Annotated in this window: 23 protein-coding genes; 16 read left to right on the top strand and 7 right to left on the bottom strand. The window is 41.9% G+C overall.

Annotation, left to right across the window (positions count from 1 at the left end):
• Window positions 1–251 precede the first annotated feature (251 nt).
• On the bottom strand, window positions 252–731 hold the full coding sequence (locus R7O12_RS19085) for a hypothetical protein (RefSeq protein WP_021033918.1): 480 nt from the start codon (window positions 729–731) through the stop codon (window positions 252–254).
• 267 nt (window positions 732–998) lie between these two features.
• On the opposite strand from R7O12_RS19085, the gene R7O12_RS19080 reads away from it, so the two are divergent.
• The 15 genes from R7O12_RS19080 to R7O12_RS19010 all read left to right on the top strand — a co-directional run bounded on the left by R7O12_RS19080 (window position 999) and on the right by R7O12_RS19010 (window position 11972).
• The gene (locus R7O12_RS19080) at window positions 999–1520 is read left to right on the top strand and encodes a GNAT family N-acetyltransferase (protein WP_017821456.1); all 522 of its coding nucleotides are present in this window, start codon (window positions 999–1001) and stop codon (window positions 1518–1520) included.
• Window positions 1521–1624: 104 nt separating this feature from the next.
• Window positions 1625–2026, top strand: coding sequence for a DUF2007 domain-containing protein (locus tag R7O12_RS19075; RefSeq protein WP_005377076.1), 402 nt, complete (start codon window positions 1625–1627; stop codon window positions 2024–2026).
• Window positions 2027–2169: 143 nt separating this feature from the next.
• Entirely contained in the window at window positions 2170–2778 is a 609-nt protein-coding gene (locus R7O12_RS19070; protein WP_318126275.1) for a pyridoxamine 5'-phosphate oxidase family protein, read from the top strand.
• Between the two features lie 141 nt (window positions 2779–2919).
• Window positions 2920–3333 (top strand): RDD family protein, encoded by a 414-nt coding sequence (locus R7O12_RS19065; protein ID WP_138939241.1) that lies wholly within the window; start codon window positions 2920–2922, stop codon window positions 3331–3333.
• Between the two features lie 143 nt (window positions 3334–3476).
• A complete protein-coding gene (locus tag R7O12_RS19060) occupies window positions 3477–4040 on the top strand; it encodes a sugar O-acetyltransferase (protein WP_053306980.1) in 564 nt (187 codons plus the stop codon).
• A gap of 253 nt (window positions 4041–4293) precedes the next feature.
• Window positions 4294–4839 (top strand): GNAT family N-acetyltransferase, encoded by a 546-nt coding sequence (locus tag R7O12_RS19055; RefSeq protein WP_017634585.1) that lies wholly within the window; start codon window positions 4294–4296, stop codon window positions 4837–4839.
• A gap of 142 nt (window positions 4840–4981) precedes the next feature.
• Entirely contained in the window at window positions 4982–5623 is a 642-nt protein-coding gene (locus tag R7O12_RS19050) for an alanine--tRNA ligase-related protein (protein ID WP_053350311.1), read from the top strand.
• A 143-nt stretch (window positions 5624–5766) separates the two neighbouring features.
• Window positions 5767–6054: a putative quinol monooxygenase gene (locus R7O12_RS19045; RefSeq protein ID WP_053306982.1), complete on the top strand. Its 288-nt coding sequence runs from the start codon at window positions 5767–5769 to the stop codon at window positions 6052–6054.
• A 143-nt stretch (window positions 6055–6197) separates the two neighbouring features.
• Window positions 6198–6494 carry an antibiotic biosynthesis monooxygenase family protein gene (locus R7O12_RS19040; RefSeq protein WP_033907479.1) on the top strand — a complete coding sequence of 99 codons (297 nt, stop codon included), beginning with the start codon at window positions 6198–6200 and terminating at the stop codon, window positions 6492–6494.
• A gap of 81 nt (window positions 6495–6575) precedes the next feature.
• A complete protein-coding gene (locus R7O12_RS19035) occupies window positions 6576–7181 on the top strand; it encodes a hypothetical protein (RefSeq protein ID WP_170890288.1) in 606 nt (201 codons plus the stop codon).
• Between the two features lie 97 nt (window positions 7182–7278).
• Window positions 7279–7632 (top strand): DUF1428 domain-containing protein, encoded by a 354-nt coding sequence (locus tag R7O12_RS19030; RefSeq protein WP_017821465.1) that lies wholly within the window; start codon window positions 7279–7281, stop codon window positions 7630–7632.
• Between the two features lie 129 nt (window positions 7633–7761).
• Window positions 7762–8238 (top strand): LysE family translocator, encoded by a 477-nt coding sequence (locus tag R7O12_RS19025; protein ID WP_318126274.1) that lies wholly within the window; start codon window positions 7762–7764, stop codon window positions 8236–8238.
• 478 nt (window positions 8239–8716) lie between these two features.
• The gene (locus R7O12_RS19020) at window positions 8717–9343 is read left to right on the top strand and encodes a LysE family translocator (RefSeq protein WP_005377098.1); all 627 of its coding nucleotides are present in this window, start codon (window positions 8717–8719) and stop codon (window positions 9341–9343) included.
• A 169-nt stretch (window positions 9344–9512) separates the two neighbouring features.
• Window positions 9513–9977 carry a DUF2846 domain-containing protein gene (locus R7O12_RS19015; RefSeq protein ID WP_005377099.1) on the top strand — a complete coding sequence of 155 codons (465 nt, stop codon included), beginning with the start codon at window positions 9513–9515 and terminating at the stop codon, window positions 9975–9977.
• 336 nt (window positions 9978–10313) lie between these two features.
• Window positions 10314–11972, top strand: a complete 1659-nt coding sequence (locus R7O12_RS19010; protein WP_318126272.1) for an autotransporter assembly complex family protein — start codon at window positions 10314–10316, stop codon at window positions 11970–11972.
• A 58-nt stretch (window positions 11973–12030) separates the two neighbouring features.
• Here the strand turns inward: R7O12_RS19010 and R7O12_RS19005 are convergent, their stop codons facing one another.
• The 6 genes from R7O12_RS19005 to R7O12_RS18980 form a co-directional block, all read right to left on the bottom strand.
• The gene (locus tag R7O12_RS19005) at window positions 12031–13482 is read right to left on the bottom strand and encodes a phospholipase D family protein (RefSeq protein ID WP_318126271.1); all 1452 of its coding nucleotides are present in this window, start codon (window positions 13480–13482) and stop codon (window positions 12031–12033) included.
• A 101-nt stretch (window positions 13483–13583) separates the two neighbouring features.
• The gene (locus R7O12_RS19000) at window positions 13584–15623 is read right to left on the bottom strand and encodes a carboxylesterase family protein (protein ID WP_318126270.1); all 2040 of its coding nucleotides are present in this window, start codon (window positions 15621–15623) and stop codon (window positions 13584–13586) included.
• A 210-nt stretch (window positions 15624–15833) separates the two neighbouring features.
• Entirely contained in the window at window positions 15834–17489 is a 1656-nt protein-coding gene (locus tag R7O12_RS18995) for a hypothetical protein (RefSeq protein ID WP_151514843.1), read from the bottom strand.
• A gap of 302 nt (window positions 17490–17791) precedes the next feature.
• Window positions 17792–19147 (bottom strand): FUSC family protein, encoded by a 1356-nt coding sequence (locus R7O12_RS18990; protein WP_318126267.1) that lies wholly within the window; start codon window positions 19145–19147, stop codon window positions 17792–17794.
• A 13-nt stretch (window positions 19148–19160) separates the two neighbouring features.
• Window positions 19161–20024, bottom strand: coding sequence for an HlyD family secretion protein (locus R7O12_RS18985; protein WP_047009848.1), 864 nt, complete (start codon window positions 20022–20024; stop codon window positions 19161–19163).
• Between the two features lie 10 nt (window positions 20025–20034).
• Window positions 20035–20247 (bottom strand): DUF1656 domain-containing protein, encoded by a 213-nt coding sequence (locus R7O12_RS18980; protein ID WP_318126265.1) that lies wholly within the window; start codon window positions 20245–20247, stop codon window positions 20035–20037.
• A gap of 426 nt (window positions 20248–20673) precedes the next feature.
• Between R7O12_RS18980 and aspT the strand changes: the two genes are divergently transcribed.
• Window positions 20674–22389 carry an aspartate-alanine antiporter gene (aspT, locus tag R7O12_RS18975; protein WP_318126263.1) on the top strand — a complete coding sequence of 572 codons (1716 nt, stop codon included), beginning with the start codon at window positions 20674–20676 and terminating at the stop codon, window positions 22387–22389.
• Window positions 22390–22482 lie beyond the last annotated feature (93 nt).

The raw sequence follows: 22482 nt of genomic DNA, 5'->3' as shown, positions 1-22482 counted from the left end.
GCGGGAGTAAAATTTATGAATAGCACATCTCACTGTTTTAAATTTCAGGGGTGTCGCACTTCGTACTTGAATCCAAGGCACATAACAAACTGTTCAAGAGGGATTCGCAACGCTTGGCATTTTCACCATGCGTTGATTTTAGTGATTAAGGCGGCTTGCGGCGGCTTTTGTATTGCGTTGCTCACCCCTTAGCTGGGCGTTAGCCTTATTACGGGGAATTGGAGCCCTCAGCAGAGGACTCCCGATATAAATCACTGTTTAAAAACGTGGTCTAAAACTGCAATATGATACGCATTTACTTGTCCCCAACGTTCATCAGGAACTTTATTGATCTTACCTCCAATTTTTTGGGTGTAAGCTCTAGCTTCCAAACCTTTAGCTTTTGCTAAGGTCAGAATGATTGGGATATTTTTAGAGTTACAATAAGCGATAACTGTGTAGTAATCCTTATCTCCAAATTTATGCTCTAATGCAGCATTTGCCGCTTTAAATGCATCGTCGGCTTTTTGATTGGCTTTTGTAACTTCGGCATTTGTTCTAGAAATGTGAGCTTGTGTATTTAACTGAGCCTTTTCTAAGTTGTTAATTCGTTGGTCATGTTGAACTAGCAAATTAGCTTGGTTTAATAGTTGCTCCGCCGATGATAGTACTCTCTGTGCTTCGAAATATGCATCTGCCAATTGTTCTTGGACTTGCCATGAAAAATCATCGGTAAATGCTTTTACCAACATTGAGTACCCACGTTGTGTAATTAAAATAATTCCAGATGGCGGAATAGGGTGTGGGTAAGAAGCTGCAAATGCTTGGTCCGTAGGCATTGCTATGAAGTAGTGTTTGTTCTTAAGCAACTTCGATTGGTTTGCAGTAAAAATGTTGTAAGTAGTGTTTTGAGAAACTCTATGTTATTTGTCAATGTCCCACAAGGTTAGGACACGCTCGGAGTTAAACTCAACGACAGGGATCGTAACCAAAAGGTCATTAATACTCAAAGGTCAAATATGGATATTTACCCAGAAATCGAATTATCTAAAGCGCAGCATAATGCAATTGAAGCTCTTAGAAACCAGTCGTTTCCTGAACATCAAGTTACTCGCTCTTACTATAAGCAACTCCCGCATATGAGAGTTCTGAATTACGAAGGTGATCAGTTAGTTGGTTACATGGGATTAGACTACAGAGTTGTTCGCGTTGGTGATGAAATTTATAAAGTATTAGGTGTGAGTGACTTTTGTGTCGAGAGCACAGTTCAAAGACAAGGTATTGGCACAAAAATGTTGTCTCAACTCAGCGAGTATGCGTCCACTAAAGATGTCGACTTCATCATTTTAGTCTCCGATTTGGAGCGTTTTTATGTGGCTAATGGTTATATGCGCCTTAACTCTCTAAGTTCTTGGTTGCGAGTTCACGAACATAAAAATTACGGTGTCGCTGTAGAGCAACTAGATGATTTATATGTTAAACCTATCAGCGGTAAAACTTGGGCTGTTGGTCATATAGATTGGTTAGGGTATATGTATTAGTCTGTAGTGGGCTAATAAATTGTTCAAAAAGAAATACTACACGTGGCATTTCCAATTAGCGTTTCTTATACCTTACGGGAGCGCTTTCCCACAAGGAGTAATATGTGATTGTAGTAGCAAGGTTTTCTTTTCCTCATGAAGCTCATATTGCGAGAGCAAGCCTAGATAGTGTCGGAATAGAAAGTTACATCGCTGACGAGCACACGGTAAATACTCAGTGGCTTTATTCAAATGCAATTGGCGGCGTCCGTCTGATGGTGGCCGAAAGTGATGCAGAAGATGCGAAACAAATACTTAGTAGCGATTTCTCAGAATCATTGGGAAATGAAGTTGACGTTGATGAAGAAAAAGACGTTTGCCCTAAATGTGGTAGTAAAGATCTATTTGCATTTACAAAAGGTAAACGCCCAGCTTTCTTAGTTTTTATTTTACTGGGTTTTCCACTGTTTTTTTACAAGCATGGTTATAAGTGTAAGCAGTGTGGGGAGTTTAGTGAAAAACTTTAAATCTTTAGATAACAAGGTATTAAAGAGATAATTTGTACTCGTAGTATTTTTACGATGAGTTATGTCGAGTGCCTATACAAGAAGTCAGAGTTACTGCTTGCTTACAAGCAAAGCATTATACGATAGTGAAGGAATAACATTGAATGAGTGAAATTAAAACAATAGAGCAGTTAAAAGAAATTTACGCAGAGCCAAGTGCGAGAGCTAAAAATAAAGCTCTGCCTGTGCTGGATGTTCATGCGATTACATTAATTAATAACTGCCATTTTGCAGTTCTAAGTACCGCTGATTCACAAGGGTATATCGATCTTTCTCCTAAAGGAGGGGAGTCTGGCTTCGTAAAAGTTTTAGATGAATCAACATTGTTGCTCCCTGATAGCTCGGGGAACAATCGTATCGATAGTCTAAAAAATATCATTAGTAACCCCAAGGTAGGGTTGTTATTGATGGTAAATGGTATTGATGAAGTGCTCCGTATTAAAGGAATCGCAAGTATTCACACCGACGCCAACTTGATATCTGCTTGCCCCGATGGAAGTAAAGATCCTAAGGTTGTTATCAAAATAGTCATAGAGAGTATGTATTTTCATTGTGCGAAAGCGGTGATGAGAGGGAAACTTTGGTCTGATGACTATAAAGTAAATCGCTCAATTCTCCCTTCATTAGCTCAAATCTTTAAAGATCAACAAAAGTTAGAAAGTAAAGCGCTTAATCAAGAAGAGATGTTGAAATATTACCAATCTAGCCTTTAGAACGAGCGTGGTAATATATTGAAAAGATAGAAAAATCAGGTTCGACCGTACTATGCGGAAGTATGGATTAGGTTTAGTGGGGATGTTACTGTCTCAATAGCGTTAGTTCACAAATAAACAATTGTTAGTCCAAATTTTAAAATGAAAAATGCAGGAAAATTTACTCTAGAAAATTACGTTTTGGCTAGTCCGGGAGTTAGGTGTGTTGGACAAATGATTGATCTTTTTGTCAGTTTTAGCATTTTTACTCCCGTTTTATGGGTCGGCTTAGAAATCGGTATTGAAAAAGAGCTTGTGCGCGCTACAGCAGTAACTGCGACTGTATCGTATTACCTTTTTTCTGATTGTTTACCAAATGGTCAAAGTGTGGGTAAAAAATTTTTGGGCATTGCAGTTATAAGTGCAAGAACGGGTAAAAAGTGCAATATTTTTCAGTCGCTCTTTCGAAATGTTATTACTCCATTCTTAGGTTTTATTGACTCAATTTTCATTCTTGGTAAAAAGAGGCAACGGCTCGGTGATAAGTTAGTGAGAACGGTGGTGGTAGTGCACTAGTTTGTTGAAAAAATTGATAGCGCTGAGGACTTGCGTTCAAGTCGGGCTTTGTTTTCGTGGTGGAGCAGCCATGCTTAGGTGGTAGCGTTACTCACATACTTAATGTAGCGTTGTAAGAAAATTGGTATTGGAGTCCAAGTTTTATGTCAGAAAAAGAGAAAATGTTAGCAGGTGAGCTTTATGACCCAAGTGATGAAGAGTTATTAAAGTTAAGGTTGAGCGCTAGGTTACTAACTGAAAAATTGAATGCTACCTCTGTTGAGCATAAACAAAAGCGAGTTGAAATAACTAAGCACTTGTTCGGCACAACAGGTGACGATATTCATGTTGAATCTTCTTTCAATTGCGACTACGGATCCAACATTCACGTTGGAGATAATTTCTACGCTAATTTTGGTTGTGTGATTTTGGATGTTGCGGAAGTTAAGTTTGGTGATAACTGTTTACTTGGGCCTCAAGTTGGCATTTATACTGCGACTCATCCCTTAGATCCTATCGAGAGGAACAGTGGTTTAGAGCTAGCAAAGCCCATAAACATTGGTGACAATTGTTGGATAGGTGGCCATGCCGTAATCAACCCTGGCGTAACACTTGGGAACAACGTGGTGGTAGCCTCTGGCGCAGTCGTTACAAAGAGTTTTGGAGACAATGTCGTTGTTGGTGGTAACCCAGCCAGAGTACTGAAGGAAATCGTCACTAAGCGATAATAAAGTATATGGACTATTTTGAGCCTGAGTTTAGGACTTATGATCAACTCACCCCAAGCTTTGATGTGTTCAGCGGTTACTTGTTGACGCACTTGAATGTCTAAAATTTGCTTCAATATAGAATCGTGACACGTGGCGCTTTTGCCGTGCGTTGAGCTTGTTTAAAAGTCTCATACGAAATCATTTGTATTACGTGTCTCACACTTTTATTGGATTTTCGTCACCAATAACAAACCAAAAGGTTGACCCCAAAATGTTAGTAACAAAGATTGAAACGGAACGATTAATTCTAAGAGAGCTAGTTGAAGATGATGCAAGCGAATTGTTTGATATCTTCTCAGACCATGAGGTCATGAAATATTGGAACACTGGCCCTTGGGTTTCAATTGAAGAAGCGCGAACATTTATAGCCAAGAGTACACAGGCCATGAATAGTAATACAGAAGTGACACTAGGCATCTTCCTAAAGAGCAATGGCCAACTTCTGGGTAAGATAATGCTGTTTAATCACGTGAAAGAGTCTAGGCGCGCAGAAATTGGCTTTGGCGTTAGTCGTCATTTCTGGGGTAAAGGCATTGTATTAGAGGCGGGAACTGCATTAATCGAACACGCATTCAAAACACTGAATCTACGTCGAATCGAGGCTGAGATAGATCCAGACAATGCTTCTTCAGGTAAAGTCTTGGAACGGTTAGGTTTTATAAAGGAAGGTTTCCTAAGGCAGCGTTGGGAAGTGAATGGAGTAGTCTCAGATTCCGCAATTTACGGGTTGTTAGCTAAACCCCTAGACAGCGTTTAGTATCCGGCCTTAAACGCATCTAATAGGTCTAGCCTGCTCGTGCTCTATACACAGCCTTACATTTGACGGTGAGGTTTCTTGAATTGACTTGGTGGTCACTGAATGTACTATCAAAGATAGGACTTACTGCAAGGATAGCAGCATGAGCGAGAAATTATTTTGGGTTAATCCCTACCAAACAGAACTTAACTCAAGAGTGAGCAATGTAGACGGAAATAAGGTTGAATTGGACCAGACTATCTTCTTTGCAGAGTCTGGAGGCCAAGAGAGTGATAAAGGAACGATTAATGGTATTCCGGTTTTGATTGCTCAAAAGTTAGGTGTTCGACTTATTTACACATTGGAATCCTCTCCAAATTTTACTCTTGGTGACATTGTAACTACGAATATTGATTGGAAGCGTAGATACGCCTTAATGAAGCTACACTTTGCGGCTGAAGTGGTGCTCGAGATGTTTTATCAGCGTCGGGAAGGCATTGTTAAGATAGGCGCGCATATTTCTGAAAATAAGAGTCGCATAGATTTCGAGTGGTCTGAAAGTATTGGCCCGCTATTGAAAGAAATTGAAACTGATGTGCAAGATTTGATTAACTCTGATTCAGTTATTATTAGTGACTTTTCCGATCAAGAGAGTGAAAGAAGGTATTGGAGAGTGGATGGGTTTGCGCAAGTGCCTTGCGGTGGCACTCACTTAAAGCGCACATCAGAAGTCGGCCAAATTCAATTAAAACGCAAGAACATCGGTAAAGGCAAAGAAAGGGTAGAGATAACCTTATGCTCGTAAGTCGATAGGGCATTAGAAATAGATTCCTAACACGTGGCATTTTAATTCATGGTGAGATTCACATTTGCGATATGATGGTTGAGATTGAGGGCGTGTTGGCTACTTCTTAACGAAACGCTACACGATAGGGGCGGGAGGATGATATGTCGAAAGTTACATTGAAAGGCTTTATTTTAGTTCCGGAAAAGGATCTAGAATTAGTAAAACATGCGTTAATAACTCACAAAAGGCTCACGTTAGAAGAGCCGGGCTGCCTTAGTTTTCTTGTGACTCAAAGCTCGACTAATCCGTTTCGTTTTGATGTCTATGAGGAGTTCGTCGACAAAGCCTCTTTTAAACAACATCAGGAAAGAGTTCAAGCCTCACATTGGGGAAAAGTAACAGCCAATGTTAAACGGCAATACGAAATCTTTGAATGTGTGCATGACTAATCGAATCGGAGTGATTTAGAGCGTTTACACTTTGCTTTTCATGTTGCTCTACGCTCTACTATGTTGCTTTATTCAGCTATTCACCTGGCTTAGTGTTCTTAATACTTTGCCGTATTAAATCTAGAAATTTTAATGGAAGTGTTATGTTTAGAGTTGTGTATGAATGGCGTGTGCCAAGTGAAAAAATGGATGAGTTTCAAAATATATGGCGTTCGACGACAGATTCAATTCATCAGTCAGTAGAAGGGGCGCTTGGTAGTTTTATGCTTCGTTCTTACGATGTACCGGAAAAGGTTTTAACTATTGCCAAGTGGCGAACACGTGAAGACTGGGAGCGGTTTTGGGGAACTAGTAACCCAGAAAAAATGAAGAAGATGAGTGAAATTGCAGAGCGTATTTCAGTTGAACCATTCGATGAAATTGAAGATAGAACTAAGTAGGGCAATAGAAACGTTAAAGTGATACCTAATGAACAGTTTGGCGGACAATATGAAAGACAACCTTAACCAAGGAATAGGGTTATGCAGATTTTAATCGTTGGAGGTAGTAAGGGTCTAGGAAGGTTCTTGGCTACGAACTTACAGGGTACAGAAATTTATGCGATTTCTAGATCAAAGCTAGTTGAGGAGGGAGTCGCTTCTGTTTGTATTGACGTTGATCCCGGTAAAATGCCAGATTATACGTGCTTCAAAGGTGTAGAGTTTGACATCATAGTTTATTTGGCGTCGATGTGGGGAGAGTCTTCAGAATTGACAACAAACGAACTGATTGAGTTTATGAATATTGGCCCGATTGGGTTTCTTAATCTAGTCAATGAACTTAACGCTTTAGGTTCACTTAACGATAAATGCAATATTGTATCTATTGGATCTACAGCCGAGCTTTCAGAAAGTAGTGAATACCCTGCATTCACCCTCAGTAAAAGATTACTCAAAGATATTTCTAGCCAGCTGCAAAACGTTTATCGTGATTACCGCTTTACTCACTTTACAATAGGTGGGATCGGGCATGCTGAAGAGGAACGTATTGAGTATTCGAGTGTTTTGGAGATTATAAATATGCTAACCAAGCTTGATCCAAACACATACCTTTCAAATATGCATATAAAGTCCAAGCTAGGAATGTAGCTCTCAAGCTGTATTACGTACCTGCTTCTATGGTTTGGCATCATGTGCATTCTTTTTATTGAGCTATGGTTATAACTCCAATGAAAGGAGTTTACTTATGTCATACATTGATGGGTTTGTCGCTGCAGTGCCGACAGCGAATAAAGAAAAGTATATCGCACACGCAAAAATAGCAGCAGAAATGTTCAGGGAGTTTGGGGCCTTAAAGGTTGTTGAGACGTGGGGGAGTGAAGTACCAGATGGTGAGATCACATCATTTCCCATGGCAGTAAACGCTGAAAGCAACGAAACCGTTGTGTTTTCGTGGGTAGTCTGGCCTTCAAAAGAAGTTCGGGACTCAGGGTGGCAGCGGATCATGGGTGATCCTCGAATGAGTCCAGATAATAACCCAATGCCCTTTGATGGAAAGCGTCTCATTTATGGCGGATTTGATGTTATTTTGGAGCAGTAAAATACCAAAGAATCTCAACTCGATTCGTGACACTTGGTGTTTTAATCAGTATTACGCTTCTGATGTACGTTCAATAGACTATTCTGCGATAAGTGTTGATAAAACTCCATTTGGAGGCTTAGAGTAAAAATGGAAGAGATAAATTATTCACTGATTGTCGTATCAGCTATCGCTGCCATCGCTAGCCCCGGACCTGCAACTCTTGCGATAGCAGGCACGTCAATGAACCACGGTCGGCGCTTTGGTGGGTATTTGGCTGCAGGTGTTTTAACGGGGTCTTTATTTTGGTCAACCTCAGCCGCTTTTGGTCTCGCAACCATACTCTATAGCAATGTTTGGCTTTTTGAAATTCTTAGATATTGTGGGGCATTTTATCTTTTATATTTGGCTTTAAAGTCTGTACATTCTGCCTGCAACATCGAGCAGCTAAAGTTACCCAAAACATACGTAACGACAAAGAAGGGTAACTACTTAACCGGAGTGTTAATTCACTTAACTAACCCAAAGGCTATTCTGTTTTTCGGTGCGCTTTATTCGATAGGGGTTCCTCCTAAGGCCAGTCCGTTGGAATTGTTGTCGGTTTTTTTTTGTTGTGGGGCTGGTTAGTGCTTTGGTTTTCTTTGGCTATGCTTTTCTTTTCGCGCATAAAAAGGTCAGACAAACCTATCTCAGATCCAAAGCAGTTTTTGAAGGCGTGTTCGCGTTATTTTTTGGTGTAGCAAGTATTAAGTTGCTGCTTAGTGAGGCAGGAAAATGAAGCACAAAAGGCTTGAAGAAATAAGAATAGATAATCTATCTGATTTGACGGTCTATTAAGTATACTAAGTAGCCGATTTGTTAACTTCCATAAGAGCTGCTGGCTAGAAAAAGCTTACAACCAAACGATGCTAAATATTATCATTCAAAGGGCTAACAAAGGCCCATAATTTAATTCGTATCACTGTTCATGATTGTGCTCTTCGCGCAGTGCTGTAGTATTAGTAACGTGTTGTTAATACTAAATATAACCAATTGAAACCTGGACGTTGCATTACTTGTAGTTCGATGAAATGTTATCCCGCAAGACGTTAATTTGGAGAAAAGAATGGATTCAAACTCACTATTATTATTTGTTGTCGCTTGTCTCGCTATCAACATGATTCCTGGACCTGATGTAATTTATATTGTTTCCAATACAATGAAAGGTAAATTATCTGCTGGGCTGAAAGCGGCTCTGGGGCTTGGTGTTGGTTACTTTTTTCATACACTAGCGGCATGTTTAGGTTTGTCAGCAATAATTCTGAGTTCATCTTTGGCTTTTAGCGTTGTTAAATGGTTAGGGGCCGCTTACCTAGTTTATTTAGGTGTTCAGTCATTACTGTCTATGTGGCGTGGAGAAAGTAAAATCGTTGAAAACAAAAATGTTGATAATAATAAAAATGTGTTTGTTCAGGGGGTTATCGTCAGCGTCTTGAATCCAAAAGTAGCGCTATTCTTTCTCTCGTTTCTGCCTCAATTTATTGATACGTCTGCAAGCTCAACATCAATGCAATTATTAGTACTTGGCTTGCTGTTCAGCGTACTTGCGACGACATGTAACGTTTTGTACGCCTCTGTGGGTAATTGGGTATTTAGTCGTCCACACTCTCAGCGTTATTCAAGAACTCTTGAAGGTGTTTCAGGTATTCTACTTATCAGTCTAGCGAGTAAAGTGGCATTTAGTGATCGTTAGATACAGGGCATTTTATTCTCGTGATTATTATATGGCTAATGTTTGCTCAATCCATGCGTTAAATGAGTGCTATTGCATAGGTTGAATCACAAATTTCAAAAATACCAATAAGTGAACGTATTTATTTATAGTATGGTTGGCGCGATTTTATCGTAGCTAGGTTAATAACATGAAAAATAAAGTAATTCTGTGTTCCGCATTCCTTTTGGGTTTGTCAGGTTGTGCTTCTGTTCCTACTGTTGATTCGACAGTATCAAATCAAATGAAATCATTTGAAGCACCTCAAAAGGGGAACGCAGGGATTTACATTTACCGAGAAGATGCTTTTGTCGGAGCAGCGCTTAAAAAGTATGTTTACGTCGATGGGGAATGTATTGGTGAAACCGCTCCTGGTGTATTCTTCTACCATGAGGTCGAAGGCAATAAAGAACATCAAGTAAGTACAGAGTCTGAGTTTTCTGAAAATCACTTAACTATCTTAACGGAAGAGGGCCGTAATTATTTCGTTAATCAATACATTAAAATGGGTGTATTTGTTGGTGGTGCGGGCGTAGAACTCGTAGACGAAAGCAAAGGTAAAGCAGAAGTACTAAAAGTCGACATGGCAGAAAAAGGAAACTGTTCTTCGATCTAGTTTTACAAACAGACCGCTTTTTAGATTAAAAAACACATTATCAATGTAACCCAACGCTTGATGAGATCCATTCAGCGTTGGGTTTTGTATTTTTGGCAAACAGTATACCTATTTCAGACCGCATGATTTGCCACCTCCTAGCTTGAGCCCACTTATTGTTCAAAGAATCTACTTGTGAAACGTGAATTTTCGAGAGGATTTCGTAGGGAGCAATCCTACAAACGCGATTAATAGATATGCCATTCCATCATTAACCTTGTCGAGTGTATTGCTAAACTAGGTAGCGGTGTGTCTCCTCTCATTAAACAAATAATAGGTATATCAGTTTTAGCTTCTATGCCTTTACATCATGCACTCGGAGCGCAATTTAAAATCAAAGGGCTAACACCAATATTAGAGAAAAATCTTGAAAGTCACCTTACACCACTAACGAAACTCTCTGTTTCAAACATTACCTCAAATCGACTAACGCAGATGGTTAATAATGCGTTAAACCCTTATGGCTACTATCATTCCGAGCTCAATGTTCGGAGATCAGAGAATGATCTCATCACGCTTGAGGTTGACGAGGGGGAGGTTATGTTGGTCAAAAAATCTAATATTGCTGTGTCGGGAGAGGCCAGTAACGATCAAGATTTCATCGAACTAATCAATCAAGCTCAACTTAAACAAGGACAGCCGTTGCTTCATTCTGAGTACGACACGCTAAAACGAAACTTGATTTCATTGGCTCAGCAAAAAGGTTACTTAGATGGACGTTTTATCGAATCGTCTTTGGAAGTCATTCCAAGTTTGAATCAAGCCCATGTGAATCTGCATTTCTCTAGTGGTTCTCGTTACCAATTTGGAGAGCTCTCTGTCCTTACGTCGGGTATCGAAACGGCTCGAATAGAAGCGATGAGAACATTTGAGTGGGGCGACGATTTTGACACTTTGAAATTGAGTCAATATCAGGCCGATCTCTCCAGTACTGATTGGTTTCGCAGTGTGGTTGTGAAAGCGGATTTCGAGGAGATATCCGATGGTCATAAGGTGCCGATAGAAGTGCTCGCAGAGCCGAATTCACGCAATATTGTGCAAGTCGGCGGTGGGTATTCGACAGACTTGGGGTTGCGCGCTTCGCTAAACTGGACCAAGCCTTGGTATAACGCACGTGGACACAGTTTTGAGGCACAAGCGTACGCTTCCAAACCGGAACAATCGCTATTACTTGGTTACAAAATTCCCACCCAAAATGTTCTAACGGATTACTACGGGATTCAGTTTGAATCTAAGCATGTCGACTATCGAGACACATCGAGTTTTTCTAATGATTTATCGTTTGAAAAACACTGGCAGTTAGACAGTGATTGGCAAAGCACCATGCACGTTCGTTATTTGCAAGAAAGTTATCAACAAGCGTCGGAGAATAACGAATCACAGTTGTTATTACCGGGGGTGACATTTTCACTGCTTGATCGCAAGAACGATCAATTAGAAGTAAGGCACCGTCACGTTTACTCATTGGAATACTCAGACCCTAATTTTTTCTCCGATTCTCGTTTGCTGCGTATTGAGGGCAATAGTGTTCTGTCTTGGGACATTAGTGAAAAACACAAGTTTCACTTTCGTTCTAATGTTGGCATTAATGTCGCTGACACTTTGAGCGATATTCCATCATCATTACGTTTCTTTGCGGGAGGTGATGGCAATCTTCGTGGTTATGGTTATGAGTCTATCTCTCCGAGAGATGAAAATGGCGATTTAACCGGTGCTCGTTACATGTTTACTGCTGGGCTGGAATATCAATATCAGGTCTACCGCCAATTGTGGCTTGGGGCATTTTATGATGTCGGTGATGCCTTCAACGATAGGGTGGATTGGAAAAGCGGTACAGGGTTGAGTTTGATATGGAGCTCAAAATACGTGCCCGTCAAAGTGGATTTTGCTTACGGTTTAGATGCTCCTCAAGGAGACCAATTCCGCGTTCACTTTTCGCTAGGCACGCAGTTTTAGCGGGCATTAAAAAGGCTCTCATCCTTGCAGATAGAGAGCCTTTTTAAGTCTTGATTGTTTAGAGTTCGAACTCACCATTCAGTTTCTTGAATATCCAGTTAGGCGCCTTATGCCATCCACCATAGTTTGGATTCTTAGTATGGATCTCATTCATTGATTGCCACTGAGTTTGGCCTTGTCTATCTCGAGATACTTGCCAAAACAGTTCATCTTGTTGTCGAGTTAAGTAGTGCATGACATGTTCTGCAAAAGCTTCGCTTTGGACCAACACACCAAATTCCACATTGAGGAAATCCGATCTTGGGTCGAAGTTTGATGAGCCGATATAAGTCAGCCGATCATCGAGTATCACCGTCTTGTTGTGATAATAAGTATCTGCATGGAAGTAATGGTCATCATTTTTCGCTTGGTTTTTGTACTCTAGTATATGAACGCCCTTATCCAACAAGGTTTGGCGATGCTCCTCGTAATAAGCCGGAATAAAGCCAGAATCATTAGAGGCAGACGAGTTCGTCATTAACGTGATGTCCGCTTTCTGCTCCATCAAGGTATCAATAAAGACAAATTCACCATCACTTGGTACCACATAAGGCGTTGATATCACTGCTTTGGATGCAGAGGTTATTTGTTGCCAAACTTGGTGTTCTGCACGTTTTCTAAAGTAGGGTTTGTTGTTTTCTAACTTGTTTAATGAGTCGAAAACGGGGGTGACTTGCGCAGTGATGAAGTCGGGACTGGTCAGGTGTTTAACCTGTTTTTCAACTTCCGCCAGAATGATGCTTTTGTCTTTCTCACCTTCATTAAGCGCTTTAGTAAACGCGGAATAGTTTGGGGTAACGTTAACGATGTTTTCTATTGGCGTAACATGCTCGCTGTCCCAAAGCTGTTGGTAGTTTTGGTCGAATGCTCGAATAATGCTGCCTTTGAACAAGACATCCATATCAAAGAAGTTGGCTTTACGGCTGTAACCAAAATAGTCGTCGCTAATGTTACGTCCACCTAGAATCATCCATTGATGGTCGACGTTGAAGTACTTCTCGTGCAGACGATTGTCCAAACGTTGTTGATGAGTAGAGAAGTTGACAGCGCGACCAATCCAACCTGACTTACGTGAATCAAACGGATTGAATAGACGGATTTGAATGTTGTCGTGAGCACTGAGATCAGCAAGCCATTTCTCGTTAAACACCAATAAATCATCGAGAGTGAGTCGAACTTGCACGCCACGATCTGCTGCTTGTTTGAGTTCATTGAGTAGCATCAAACCAAGCGTGTCACTCTCCCAAGAAAAGTAAGTCATATCGATGCTTTGCTGAGCATTTCTTACCAGCTCAACGCGACGCGCAAAGGCTTCCGGAGCGGTAGGAATTAAGTAAACTTTGGCTTGATGCTGAGTAGTTTGCCAATTGGCTTCAAAATCCGGTTCAACTTGAGGGTAGGGCTGAGCACAGCCAACTAATAGTGCACTGAAGATAAAGAGTAGCAGGGCACGAAGGGCGCTAGGAAACATGAGTCAACCTTCCTAATGATGTTCAAGGAATAAGGATGAAAAAAGCCAGCGAACTGGCTTTTAGGTATTCGGTAACGAGTTTTTAGTGGCTGAGGATGAAGTTACATGTGGCTAAGAATTAACCCAAGTTCCTCGAGACCGTTGAGGCGACCTTGGCGCAGTTTTGGATCGATGCCTGAGTGATGAGCATTGTCCCAGTCTTGTGTGGATTGAATGCCGCCATCGTTATCGACCAGCAATACTCGGTCAGTCGCGCTATTGTATTGGAAGTCCTCAAATAAACGTTCGCTAAACCACATACGAGAGAGCTCGTTCATCATTGCTTTGTCTTTGCTACCTGGGCGAACACTTGAACCATCAAGCTTTAATGCCTTGTTAAACACAAATGGTAATTCCGATGCATTACAAGAGCCCACAATACAACTGATGCTTTTGAGTAAATCACCAACGTCGAGATCGCCATTTTCACCTTTGGTGTTGTAAGTCCATACGTTGAATCCAGGTGTATAGTCAAAGTAGTAGAAGCTTGGCGTTGATCCTGTTGCTTCTTCAGTTGAAACCTTATGACGGTTTGGACCCGTGAAGAGCAAGTCATGCAATGTGGTTTTGAATTGCTGCATGTTTTTGGCCGCGCCATTCAGTTCGCTTTCATCGTTAGGGAAGAAGTCAGCCAGAGCAAGTAACTCCGTGGTTGAATCGGAGTTCCCCAAACCGAAGAACAACTTAGTCATCGCCTCATAAGCGGTGCTAGGTAGCAGTTCCAATAAGTCAGAAAGATCGAGTTCAATTGAAGCTGAATCGCTGAGTAATGAACGATATTCGGTGAGTAAACGGTTTAAGTTCGTTTCCGATTCTAGCCACTCCACCATGTATTCGACGATTAAGTTTTCGTCACCACTTTCAATGATTTCTGGCGCTTCTTGGCTCAAGATTTCAATGATAGTTGGGATCAAAAATGTCAGGCTCGGCAGCATGCCCAGAGTATTGCTTTCTGCACTGTTTGAGCCAATTACCGTCGGTACGATCCATTCACTCTCAATCGCTTGTTCAGTAAAGTGATAGCCTGGTACTTCTTTCACTAGAAACGCTGGTGGGCGATGCTCGATGTAAGGCGCAAATGGCATCAACGTAGCTAATGGGCTGTTGTCTCGTGTTGGACTTATAACCGGAATATTCGCAGCGGTCAGTACCCAGTTCTTAAGACGTTGAATAGGATCAAGCATCTCGCTCTGTACCTTCATGACCTCTTCAAGTGGTAGTAGCGTTAGATCTTCAACACTTTGCTCTGGCCTTTGGCTCTTGGCAACATCGTAACTTTTATATTCAAAGCCGTACGCGTTGCTTTGCATGATGGCACGCTGAAAGTGCTCACCTGCGATTGCAGCATCGCCTTTTGATTGCTGTAAAATTCCCACCGACATGGCACCCGCACCTTGCCCCATGAGTGTCACGTTTTGCGGATTGCCGCCGAATGCCTCTATGTTTTGTTGAACCCATTCAAGCGCGTGTTTTTGATCGCCTAGGCCAAAGTTACCACCCTCTGGGTTGTCCAAACCATCGACCCAAACACTGCCCAACAAGCCCAAGCGATAGTTAAAAGTAACAGCAATAAACGGGTTACCATCGTCAGCACCTTGTGCAACCACCATATCACCATGAATCAGCGGTTCTGAGCCAGCGCCGTATTCAAAGTCTCCACCGTGAATAAAGACATACACTGGCAAATCTGCGTACGCTTCTGTCCCTGCTGGTCGCCAAATGTTTAGGTTCAAACAATCTTCTGATTGCGTTTGTGCCGTGGTTTTTAACTGCGGGCACGCATCACCGAACTGAGTCGCATCAATATCGCCTTCAAGTGGGATCGCAATGCTGTGCTGAAAGCGGTCTGCTTGCGCAAACTGGATACCTTTGAACGCCTCTACTGCTGCCAGCTTTTCATCCGCATCAAGAGGGGTGATAACAAGGGACTCTTTAGTGGCTTGAATGGTCGCATCACCAATTTCCAAAGAGATTTGCTCTGGTGGTAGCGGTTGTAATGGCTCCGGATCGTAAGGAACGCTAGGTTTGCTTGAATCATCACTACAGGCAGCTAAGGCAAGAGTGATGGTAATGGCTAAAGTTGAGCGATTGAGTAAAGTCATTGTTATGTCCAAAAAGTCATTTGGTGCGTACACCGAAAATGTTAAACGGCATCTAACAAGCGACGTCCTGACGCTTTGGCATTAATCCGTGAATGGTTGGATGGCTTGTTGTATTGATAGCTGAAATGGTAGGGCATCGGCGACAGTTTCAATAATCGCCTTTGTAGGATGCAGTCCTACCATCGTCTAGGGGCGGGCTCTTTATGAGAGCTAGAAACGGTAACCAAGATTTAAGGTCACTGACTCTCGAGTTTCCCCTTTGTTATAGAGAAAGGTCAGGTTGTAGTTTTTGCCGATTTGCTTATTGAAACCAGTCAAAAACGCCCATTGATTAAGATCTACACCAATGTCGTAATCGAATTCGATATCACCGCTTTTTACATGCCCGTCCATTCGAGCGTCCAGCCCTTGATATTCTGCTCCGACAAAGAACTGCGTGCGATAATCGACAAGTTGATAACCCAACATCGGCTGTACAGTAACAATACCATCGCCCCAATCATCTAAGCCCTTTAAGCGAGTTTGCGAATAGGTACCAGTGACAGAAGCAAAGAATTCTTTATAGCCAACCGAAAGGGTTGTACCTATACCACGAAGGTCATATTCCAAATGCAACGGCACGTCTAAGCGTCCGCGACTACAAAGTGCAGATAAACCATCGCAAAACTTATCACCTAATCCTGGCAGTTTATCGTTCAGCTTATCTTTTATGTACTGGCCACCTTCACCCGTGTAGGAGGCATCAACATTGGCATCGACATTAACTTTTCCGATGTAACCAAATACATTCCAAAATGGCAGGATGTTTACATCGCCACGAAGCGTCATGCTCTCAGCACTCACGATGCCGACACTGTCTTCTGGATCAAACAGTTCATTAAGGCCGATGCCTTCAATCGTGAAATCATTAAATGGAATATTCATATCTTGATTTCGATACGCTAGCGATACACCAAACGGCAGAGGCAAATCGATACCTTGACGACGAACCATATCACCCATTAAAGGAAAAACGCGGTCTAGCTTAACACTGGCTTCTTGCATGCGTGGATCAGAGACCTCATTCAAGCGTTTTTCGTCTAGTACTTGCACGCCAAGCTTATCTTCATAAATCGCTACCGGTTTTACGCTGCTCATCATTTCGAGGGGTTTATTTTTCTTTGAACCAACTATCTTGGTGTTTTTACTGGCAATCGCAATTTTGCCTGATGTTAATTTCTGGAAGAGGATCTCTTGATCGTAAGAATCCACTTGGTAGTTGTGATGTGTGAACGGTTTATCGTTGGTAATGACCATACGTTTCGGTTCACCATTAACCAACTCAATATCAACGCTTAAAAAGCGAAAGTAGGCGATATCTTGAGGAAGACCGTATTTTGAGTAATTAAAACTGATGATCACATTACCATTCTGATCCTCTTTGGCTCTTACTGATGACGGATCAAAACTCTCCGCGTAGTTTCGAAGGCGGTATTCTGTTCGTGTGAAAGCTTCGATCTCATCAAGTACTTTTTCATTTTCATCGAGTTGTTCAGGGTTGTACTTGATACGCAGATCAATGTTGCCTTTGTTATCGGTGTTCTTAACCAAGTAGACGGACGAATCGCGAACGCTATCACCGATTTTAACACTTCGGTGGGCATGCTCGACCAAATGCTCGCCTTGAACTAGAGAGCTGATGGCCAGTTTTGGTAAATCATGACTGATACCGTATTTGTCGAACAGTGCTCGGCCTTGCTCGATTACTTCGTTGTAGGTCGTCGTCTCTTCAGCGGCGAAGCCAAAAGTGGGGGTAGTAAGCATTAGTGCGCTCGCGAGCACAGTAAGAGAAGACGTCTTGCCGGCGCGTAATTCAAAAAAACTCATGACAGTTTCCACTCTGAATAGTCTCAAACCTTCGAGACTCAGACAGTTAATGTGTCACTGAACTTCTTGTTCAGTTAGATAGATATGTTTGCTGTGATTGATGTTGTGAATGCATGGTTTTCGATTGCATTTCGTGAATCAATGAGAGGATTTTATGAGGTGAAGAGAGATTCCGTTAATCGCTTTTGATGGATACTATCCTCGCTTTATGGGTTACGAAGAAATAATGGCTAGCTCACAAACAAACAGCCCCGCATAGCAGAAGCAATGCAGGGCTTTAGTTTCAAGAACGGAGGTGACGCTTAGGCCGTGACGCGAACACGGAACAGATCAGTAAACAACTTGGCAATCATCAAAATGATCATAATGTTTACCAGCATCAGCAAGGGCGTTTCAATTCGATATGCTGGGGTTAAATTGAGCGCTCCTGATGTCAAGACAACCAATAAGTTAATACCTAGAATTCTGTGTACCATCAGCTTTAGTGTGGAAAATACCTTCCAAATTACGATGATGTTGATGAAGTAGAATAGCCCAAGCTGCCAAAGCTCGGTCATCATTGGCATTAGGAAAATGTATTGCAATAGAATCACCGTGCCAGTGCCTATCACACCAAAAAATGCATCTTTAATAATGCTTGGTGGCATAGTAGGAACGATTGAAGAGAACACGCCAGCTAGCATCGGAAAAATGAAACCTCCGGGTACGGGCAGATAAATCCAGATCAACAAAGAAGTGACGAACATGGATACACCTTGCAATACCTTTCTGCCGTCTTCATTCAAATGCTGGATAAACGTTCGATGCTCGTGATGCCAAACTGTGTTTTTCTCTCTTTGCATGACACAAGCAACGTGACCGATGAGCGACGTACTTGGATTTTTAATATCAAAGCTTTGAAGTTGCTGCGTTAGCGTTGGCCAATCGATCTCACGACTTTGCGATTTATCTGCTTGTTCTAGCAATCGGTCTTGGATTTGTGCCATCTCATTTAAACGCGCACGCCATAGCTGACGATGTTCTTTCAAGTGGTAGCTGCCAGTAAGTGGTAAGCCGACCAGTTGGAATAACTTTTCTATGTTGGCGCTGTTGGTCTCAAGAGCTTCAATATCTGTATCATTGGGCGATTTCATAGCGTTAAGCATCGCCTCTCTGCTGGTCTCAAAACGTTGAATGAAGTTTTGTTCTGTACTGACTGGCCAGACTAATCGGTACACAACAGAAAACGTGATCACACCAAGAATAGTCTCTTGCATGCGAAGAACAGCGAAGTGGAACGTTGCTTGACTATCAAATCCTCCCATACATGCGATGATGGAGCACACAGCAAAACCGATAGAGAACACATAACCATACTTTTCGTCGCTCGACATAAAAATGCACGCACCTAAAAACAAGGTGAAGAAGGTGAGAAACAAAAAGCGATCTTGAGAAAACGTCGTGATGAGGAAAAAGGCATAACCGATGCCAAGGAGGGTTCCTAATAAGCGATTATGACCTTTGTTTATTGATTGAGCGAAGCTTTCATTTAATGCCATTACCGCGACTGCGATCGCTGCCCAATACGGTTTCTCCCATTGAAACCATAAGGCAAGGCAGATCGCGATAACGATAGACAGCGCAGCTTTGATTGCTTCTTTGGTTGAGGCATTAAACATACATTCCACCGCATTATTGTTTGATGATTTTGATAGAGGCCGTCATACCAACACGTAGTTGAAAATCTTTCGGTAAGTGATCTAATTTAACTTTAATTGGAATGCGTTGAGCTAAGCGTATCCACTGAAAGTTAGGGTTCACATTGGGCAAAAGATCGTTACCAGTACTACCATCTTGCTTCGCAATGCCGTAGCCAATGCTTTTGATTTTTCCTTCCAGCACAGCTTCATTGTGCATCATTAAGGTCACGTAGGCTTTATCTTGTGGATCAACGCCAACTAAATCCGTTTCTTTGAAATATCCTTCGATCCAAAAGCTGTCTTCATCAATCAAAGCCACGACTGGGGAGTTAGCGACGACTTGAGAGCCGACGCGTAAGTTCAAATTAGTTATATAACCATTCGTTGGCGCATAAACTTTTGTGTAATCAAGGTTTAGCTTGGCTTCTTCAACATTGGCTTTCGCGAGTTCTACGTTGGCAACGGCTGTCTCCACTGCATTGTCTAGGTTATTCAATGTCAGTACAGGTACGGCGCCAGGTGTGCGCTTTTCTAACTTAAGTGCTCGCTGCTCTTCATTTTTGGCCTTTGCTAGTAATGCAATGGCTTGCTTTTGAGCTGCTAGCGCTTTGTGGTACGCCGCTTTATAGATGCTTGGGTCAATCTCAAACAGCAAATCGCCTTGTTTCACTTGCGAATTGTCTTCAACGTAGACTTGGATGATTTGTCCTGTCACGCGGGGGGTTATAGAAACGATGTGCGCGCTAACTTGGCCATCTCTAGTCCATGGGTTGTCAGTGTATGATTGGTAGTAGCTGAAAATCACGGTGCCAGCTGAACACAATAGTAGCAGTGTGATGAGATAACGTTTTATCACGGAATTTGCCTCAAAATATGGTAATGAATCGACCAATAACGCCAGTAAAAATCACAATTAGGCTTAGCTCAGCGAGCGCAGGAAATGCAACGTATTTGTGGAGTCCCAGTTTTATTGCAACGGTTCCAACCAAAATGGTGAGCATGTAAGCCAATGCAATAACCAGCAACAAGGGAGGGAAGTAAACTTCGCCCCACACAAGTTCATGTGGCATTGAGTTCATGGTGTTTTTCTCTATTAACTTGATGAATGTAAAGATAAGGCAAGTGATGGCATCAGTGATAATCGCTTTTGTAGGATCTAATCCATCAAGAGAAAGGTGTCATGCGCTATATAGAGGGAATAGCGCAACAAAGTAGCTTTTTGGACAGTGAACATAAAAATAAAATCATTTTGCGATTTATTTGATTTTCATTGAAGAACGCTAAGTTATTAAATTTTAGACAATTATTGATCGATGTTTGCTTGTGAATATGCGAAGTGATGGTTTCATCCTTCAAATGGGATTACGAGTTGTGAGTTTTTGCTCCTAATATTCGCTTCGAAGCAAACGAGATGCTTTTTAAATTAAATAATCCAACAAATATGAGTGACAGATTATTCGTTAGATTATTTGAGTTTTATATTTATTAATAAGAGTAAAATTGTCATGGAAATTATTTCTAACCTTTTTGACATGGCACCATTTGTTGCTCTCTTTATTACGCTCTCTCTCGGTTATATGGTTGGTAAAATTACCATTGGTCGATTTGTTCTTGGCGGTGTTGCCGGAACATTATTAATGGGTGTAATTATTGGGCAATTTGGTGTTCATATTGATCCCGGCGTAAAAAGCATTTTCTTTGCGCTCTTTATTTACGCAGTAGGGTATCAAGGTGGTGCGCAGTTCTTCAAAGCATTGAACTTTAGAACCATCAATATTCTACTTTCTGCCGTGGTTATGACGGTTTCAGGTCTGCTTTGTGTGTTAGCGGCAGCTTGGATGTTTGATCTAGACAGAGGTACGGCAGCAGGCCTTGCAGCTGGTGGTTTGACTCAATCGGCAATCATCGGTACAGCGGGTGATGCGATCGCACGTCTTGGTGGTGTGACAGAAGAAGCGAAACACCTAATGCAGACCAACGTCGCAGTAGGCTATGCAGTTACGTACATCTTTGGTTCGCTTGGTCCAATTCTTATGGTGACATGGGTATTCCCAACACTGATGAAGTGGGATATCCGAGCAGAAGCGATTGCTCTAGAGGAGAAAAACTCAAACGGTAAGCGCGATCTAGCGCCGGGTGAATTCAACGCAGTAACCGCGCTGGTTACACGAGCATTTAAAGTGAGCAAAGATGGCGGGCTAGCAGGCAAAACCCTAGCTCAGTTAAACCAACACGCTCTAGCTGCTTGTATTGAATTGATTCAACGTGATGGCAAAGTGCTAGAAGTGGACAAATTTACAGCACTGAAAGAAGGGGATGTCATTGTTGTAACAGGTCGTCGTAATGCGGTACATCAGCTGCAAGATGGTTTGGCTGACAACGAGATTGCACTTCCAGAAGGCTATGAAGTTATTGAAGAAAACCGTCAACTGATCGCAGACAACCGCAAACTGATTGGTAAGTCGCTGCAAGAGATCAAAGAGGCTTCGAACCAAGGTTCAATGCGCGGCATTTATGTGACAGACTATATTCGTGAAGGCAACTCAATTGAAATGACGCCGGATCTTGTGGTGAAGAAAAATGACGTCATCCAGCTTACAGGTACCGCAAAAGACATCAATCGCGTTGAGAAAAACATTGGTCAGCGAATGGGCTCAGCAAACGTGACTGACTTAGTCGTGCTTGGTATGGGCATGGTGGTGGGTCTATTAATTGGTCTAATCAGTTTTAAGATTGCTGGTATTCCCGTCACTATCGGTTCTGGTGCAGGTTGTTTGATCTCAGGTTTGATTGTGGGTTGGTTGCGTAGCCGCAATCCGCATGTTGCTCAGTTTCCTGTGGGGGCCGCGAACTTTATTCGAGATTTCGGTTTGGCAGCATTTGTGGGCATTGTTGGCCTTGAGGCTGGGCCTCAAGCGGTCGACACCATCAAAGAACACGGTATGTCTCTGTTGTTCCTTGGCATGGGTGTAACGATTATCCCTCAGATTATTTCGTTCTTCTTCTCATATTTTGTATTGAAGATTAAGAATCCAGTTGAAGCACTTGGCTGTGTGACAGGTGGACGAAGTGCGAACCCAGCATTTGCGGCTTTAATGGAAAAAACAGGTAATGCAACACCAGTATTCTCATTCACCGTGACTTATGCAGTCGCCAATGTACTGCTTACCCTATGGGGTCCAATTATTGTCGGCATTATTACTTTAAACGCAGGCATGTAATTTAAATAAATTCGAACACTCTTATCGCCTAATTAAATAGGCGGTAGGGGAAGTATTATCCAAATTTTACTAAATAATAAATTCAGGTAAATA

It is taken from the genome of Vibrio sp. Vb1574, from assembly GCF_033338675.1.
Note: the sequence above shows the minus strand (reverse complement) of the source record. Positions and strands in the feature narration are given on the sequence as shown.

Excerpts from the sequence above, each read along its gene's own strand:
- aspT (WP_318126263.1), top strand. The coding sequence starts at position 20,674 with ATGGAAATTATTTCTAACCTTTTTGACATGGCACCATTTGTTGCTCTC.
- R7O12_RS19015 (WP_005377099.1), top strand. The coding sequence starts at position 9,513 with ATGAAAAATAAAGTAATTCTGTGTTCCGCATTCCTTTTGGGTTTGTCA.
- R7O12_RS19065 (WP_138939241.1), top strand. The coding sequence starts at position 2,920 with ATGAAAAATGCAGGAAAATTTACTCTAGAAAATTACGTTTTGGCTAGT.
- R7O12_RS19035 (WP_170890288.1), top strand. The coding sequence starts at position 6,576 with ATGCAGATTTTAATCGTTGGAGGTAGTAAGGGTCTAGGAAGGTTCTTG.
- R7O12_RS19045 (WP_053306982.1), top strand. The coding sequence starts at position 5,767 with ATGTCGAAAGTTACATTGAAAGGCTTTATTTTAGTTCCGGAAAAGGAT.
- R7O12_RS18980 (WP_318126265.1), bottom strand. The coding sequence starts at position 20,247 with ATGAACTCAATGCCACATGAACTTGTGTGGGGCGAAGTTTACTTCCCT.
- R7O12_RS19050 (WP_053350311.1), top strand. The coding sequence starts at position 4,982 with ATGAGCGAGAAATTATTTTGGGTTAATCCCTACCAAACAGAACTTAAC.
- R7O12_RS19020 (WP_005377098.1), top strand. The coding sequence starts at position 8,717 with ATGGATTCAAACTCACTATTATTATTTGTTGTCGCTTGTCTCGCTATC.
- R7O12_RS19080 (WP_017821456.1), top strand. The coding sequence starts at position 999 with ATGGATATTTACCCAGAAATCGAATTATCTAAAGCGCAGCATAATGCA.
- R7O12_RS19070 (WP_318126275.1), top strand. The coding sequence starts at position 2,170 with ATGAGTGAAATTAAAACAATAGAGCAGTTAAAAGAAATTTACGCAGAG.
- R7O12_RS19010 (WP_318126272.1), top strand. The coding sequence starts at position 10,314 with ATGCCTTTACATCATGCACTCGGAGCGCAATTTAAAATCAAAGGGCTA.
- R7O12_RS19085 (WP_021033918.1), bottom strand. The coding sequence starts at position 731 with ATGTTGGTAAAAGCATTTACCGATGATTTTTCATGGCAAGTCCAAGAA.
- R7O12_RS19040 (WP_033907479.1), top strand. The coding sequence starts at position 6,198 with ATGTTTAGAGTTGTGTATGAATGGCGTGTGCCAAGTGAAAAAATGGAT.
- R7O12_RS19060 (WP_053306980.1), top strand. The coding sequence starts at position 3,477 with ATGTCAGAAAAAGAGAAAATGTTAGCAGGTGAGCTTTATGACCCAAGT.
- R7O12_RS19055 (WP_017634585.1), top strand. The coding sequence starts at position 4,294 with ATGTTAGTAACAAAGATTGAAACGGAACGATTAATTCTAAGAGAGCTA.
- R7O12_RS19005 (WP_318126271.1), bottom strand. The coding sequence starts at position 13,482 with ATGTTTCCTAGCGCCCTTCGTGCCCTGCTACTCTTTATCTTCAGTGCA.
- R7O12_RS18995 (WP_151514843.1), bottom strand. The coding sequence starts at position 17,489 with ATGAGTTTTTTTGAATTACGCGCCGGCAAGACGTCTTCTCTTACTGTG.
- R7O12_RS19000 (WP_318126270.1), bottom strand. The coding sequence starts at position 15,623 with ATGACTTTACTCAATCGCTCAACTTTAGCCATTACCATCACTCTTGCC.
- R7O12_RS18990 (WP_318126267.1), bottom strand. The coding sequence starts at position 19,147 with ATGTTTAATGCCTCAACCAAAGAAGCAATCAAAGCTGCGCTGTCTATC.
- R7O12_RS19025 (WP_318126274.1), top strand. The coding sequence starts at position 7,762 with ATGGAAGAGATAAATTATTCACTGATTGTCGTATCAGCTATCGCTGCC.
- R7O12_RS19030 (WP_017821465.1), top strand. The coding sequence starts at position 7,279 with ATGTCATACATTGATGGGTTTGTCGCTGCAGTGCCGACAGCGAATAAA.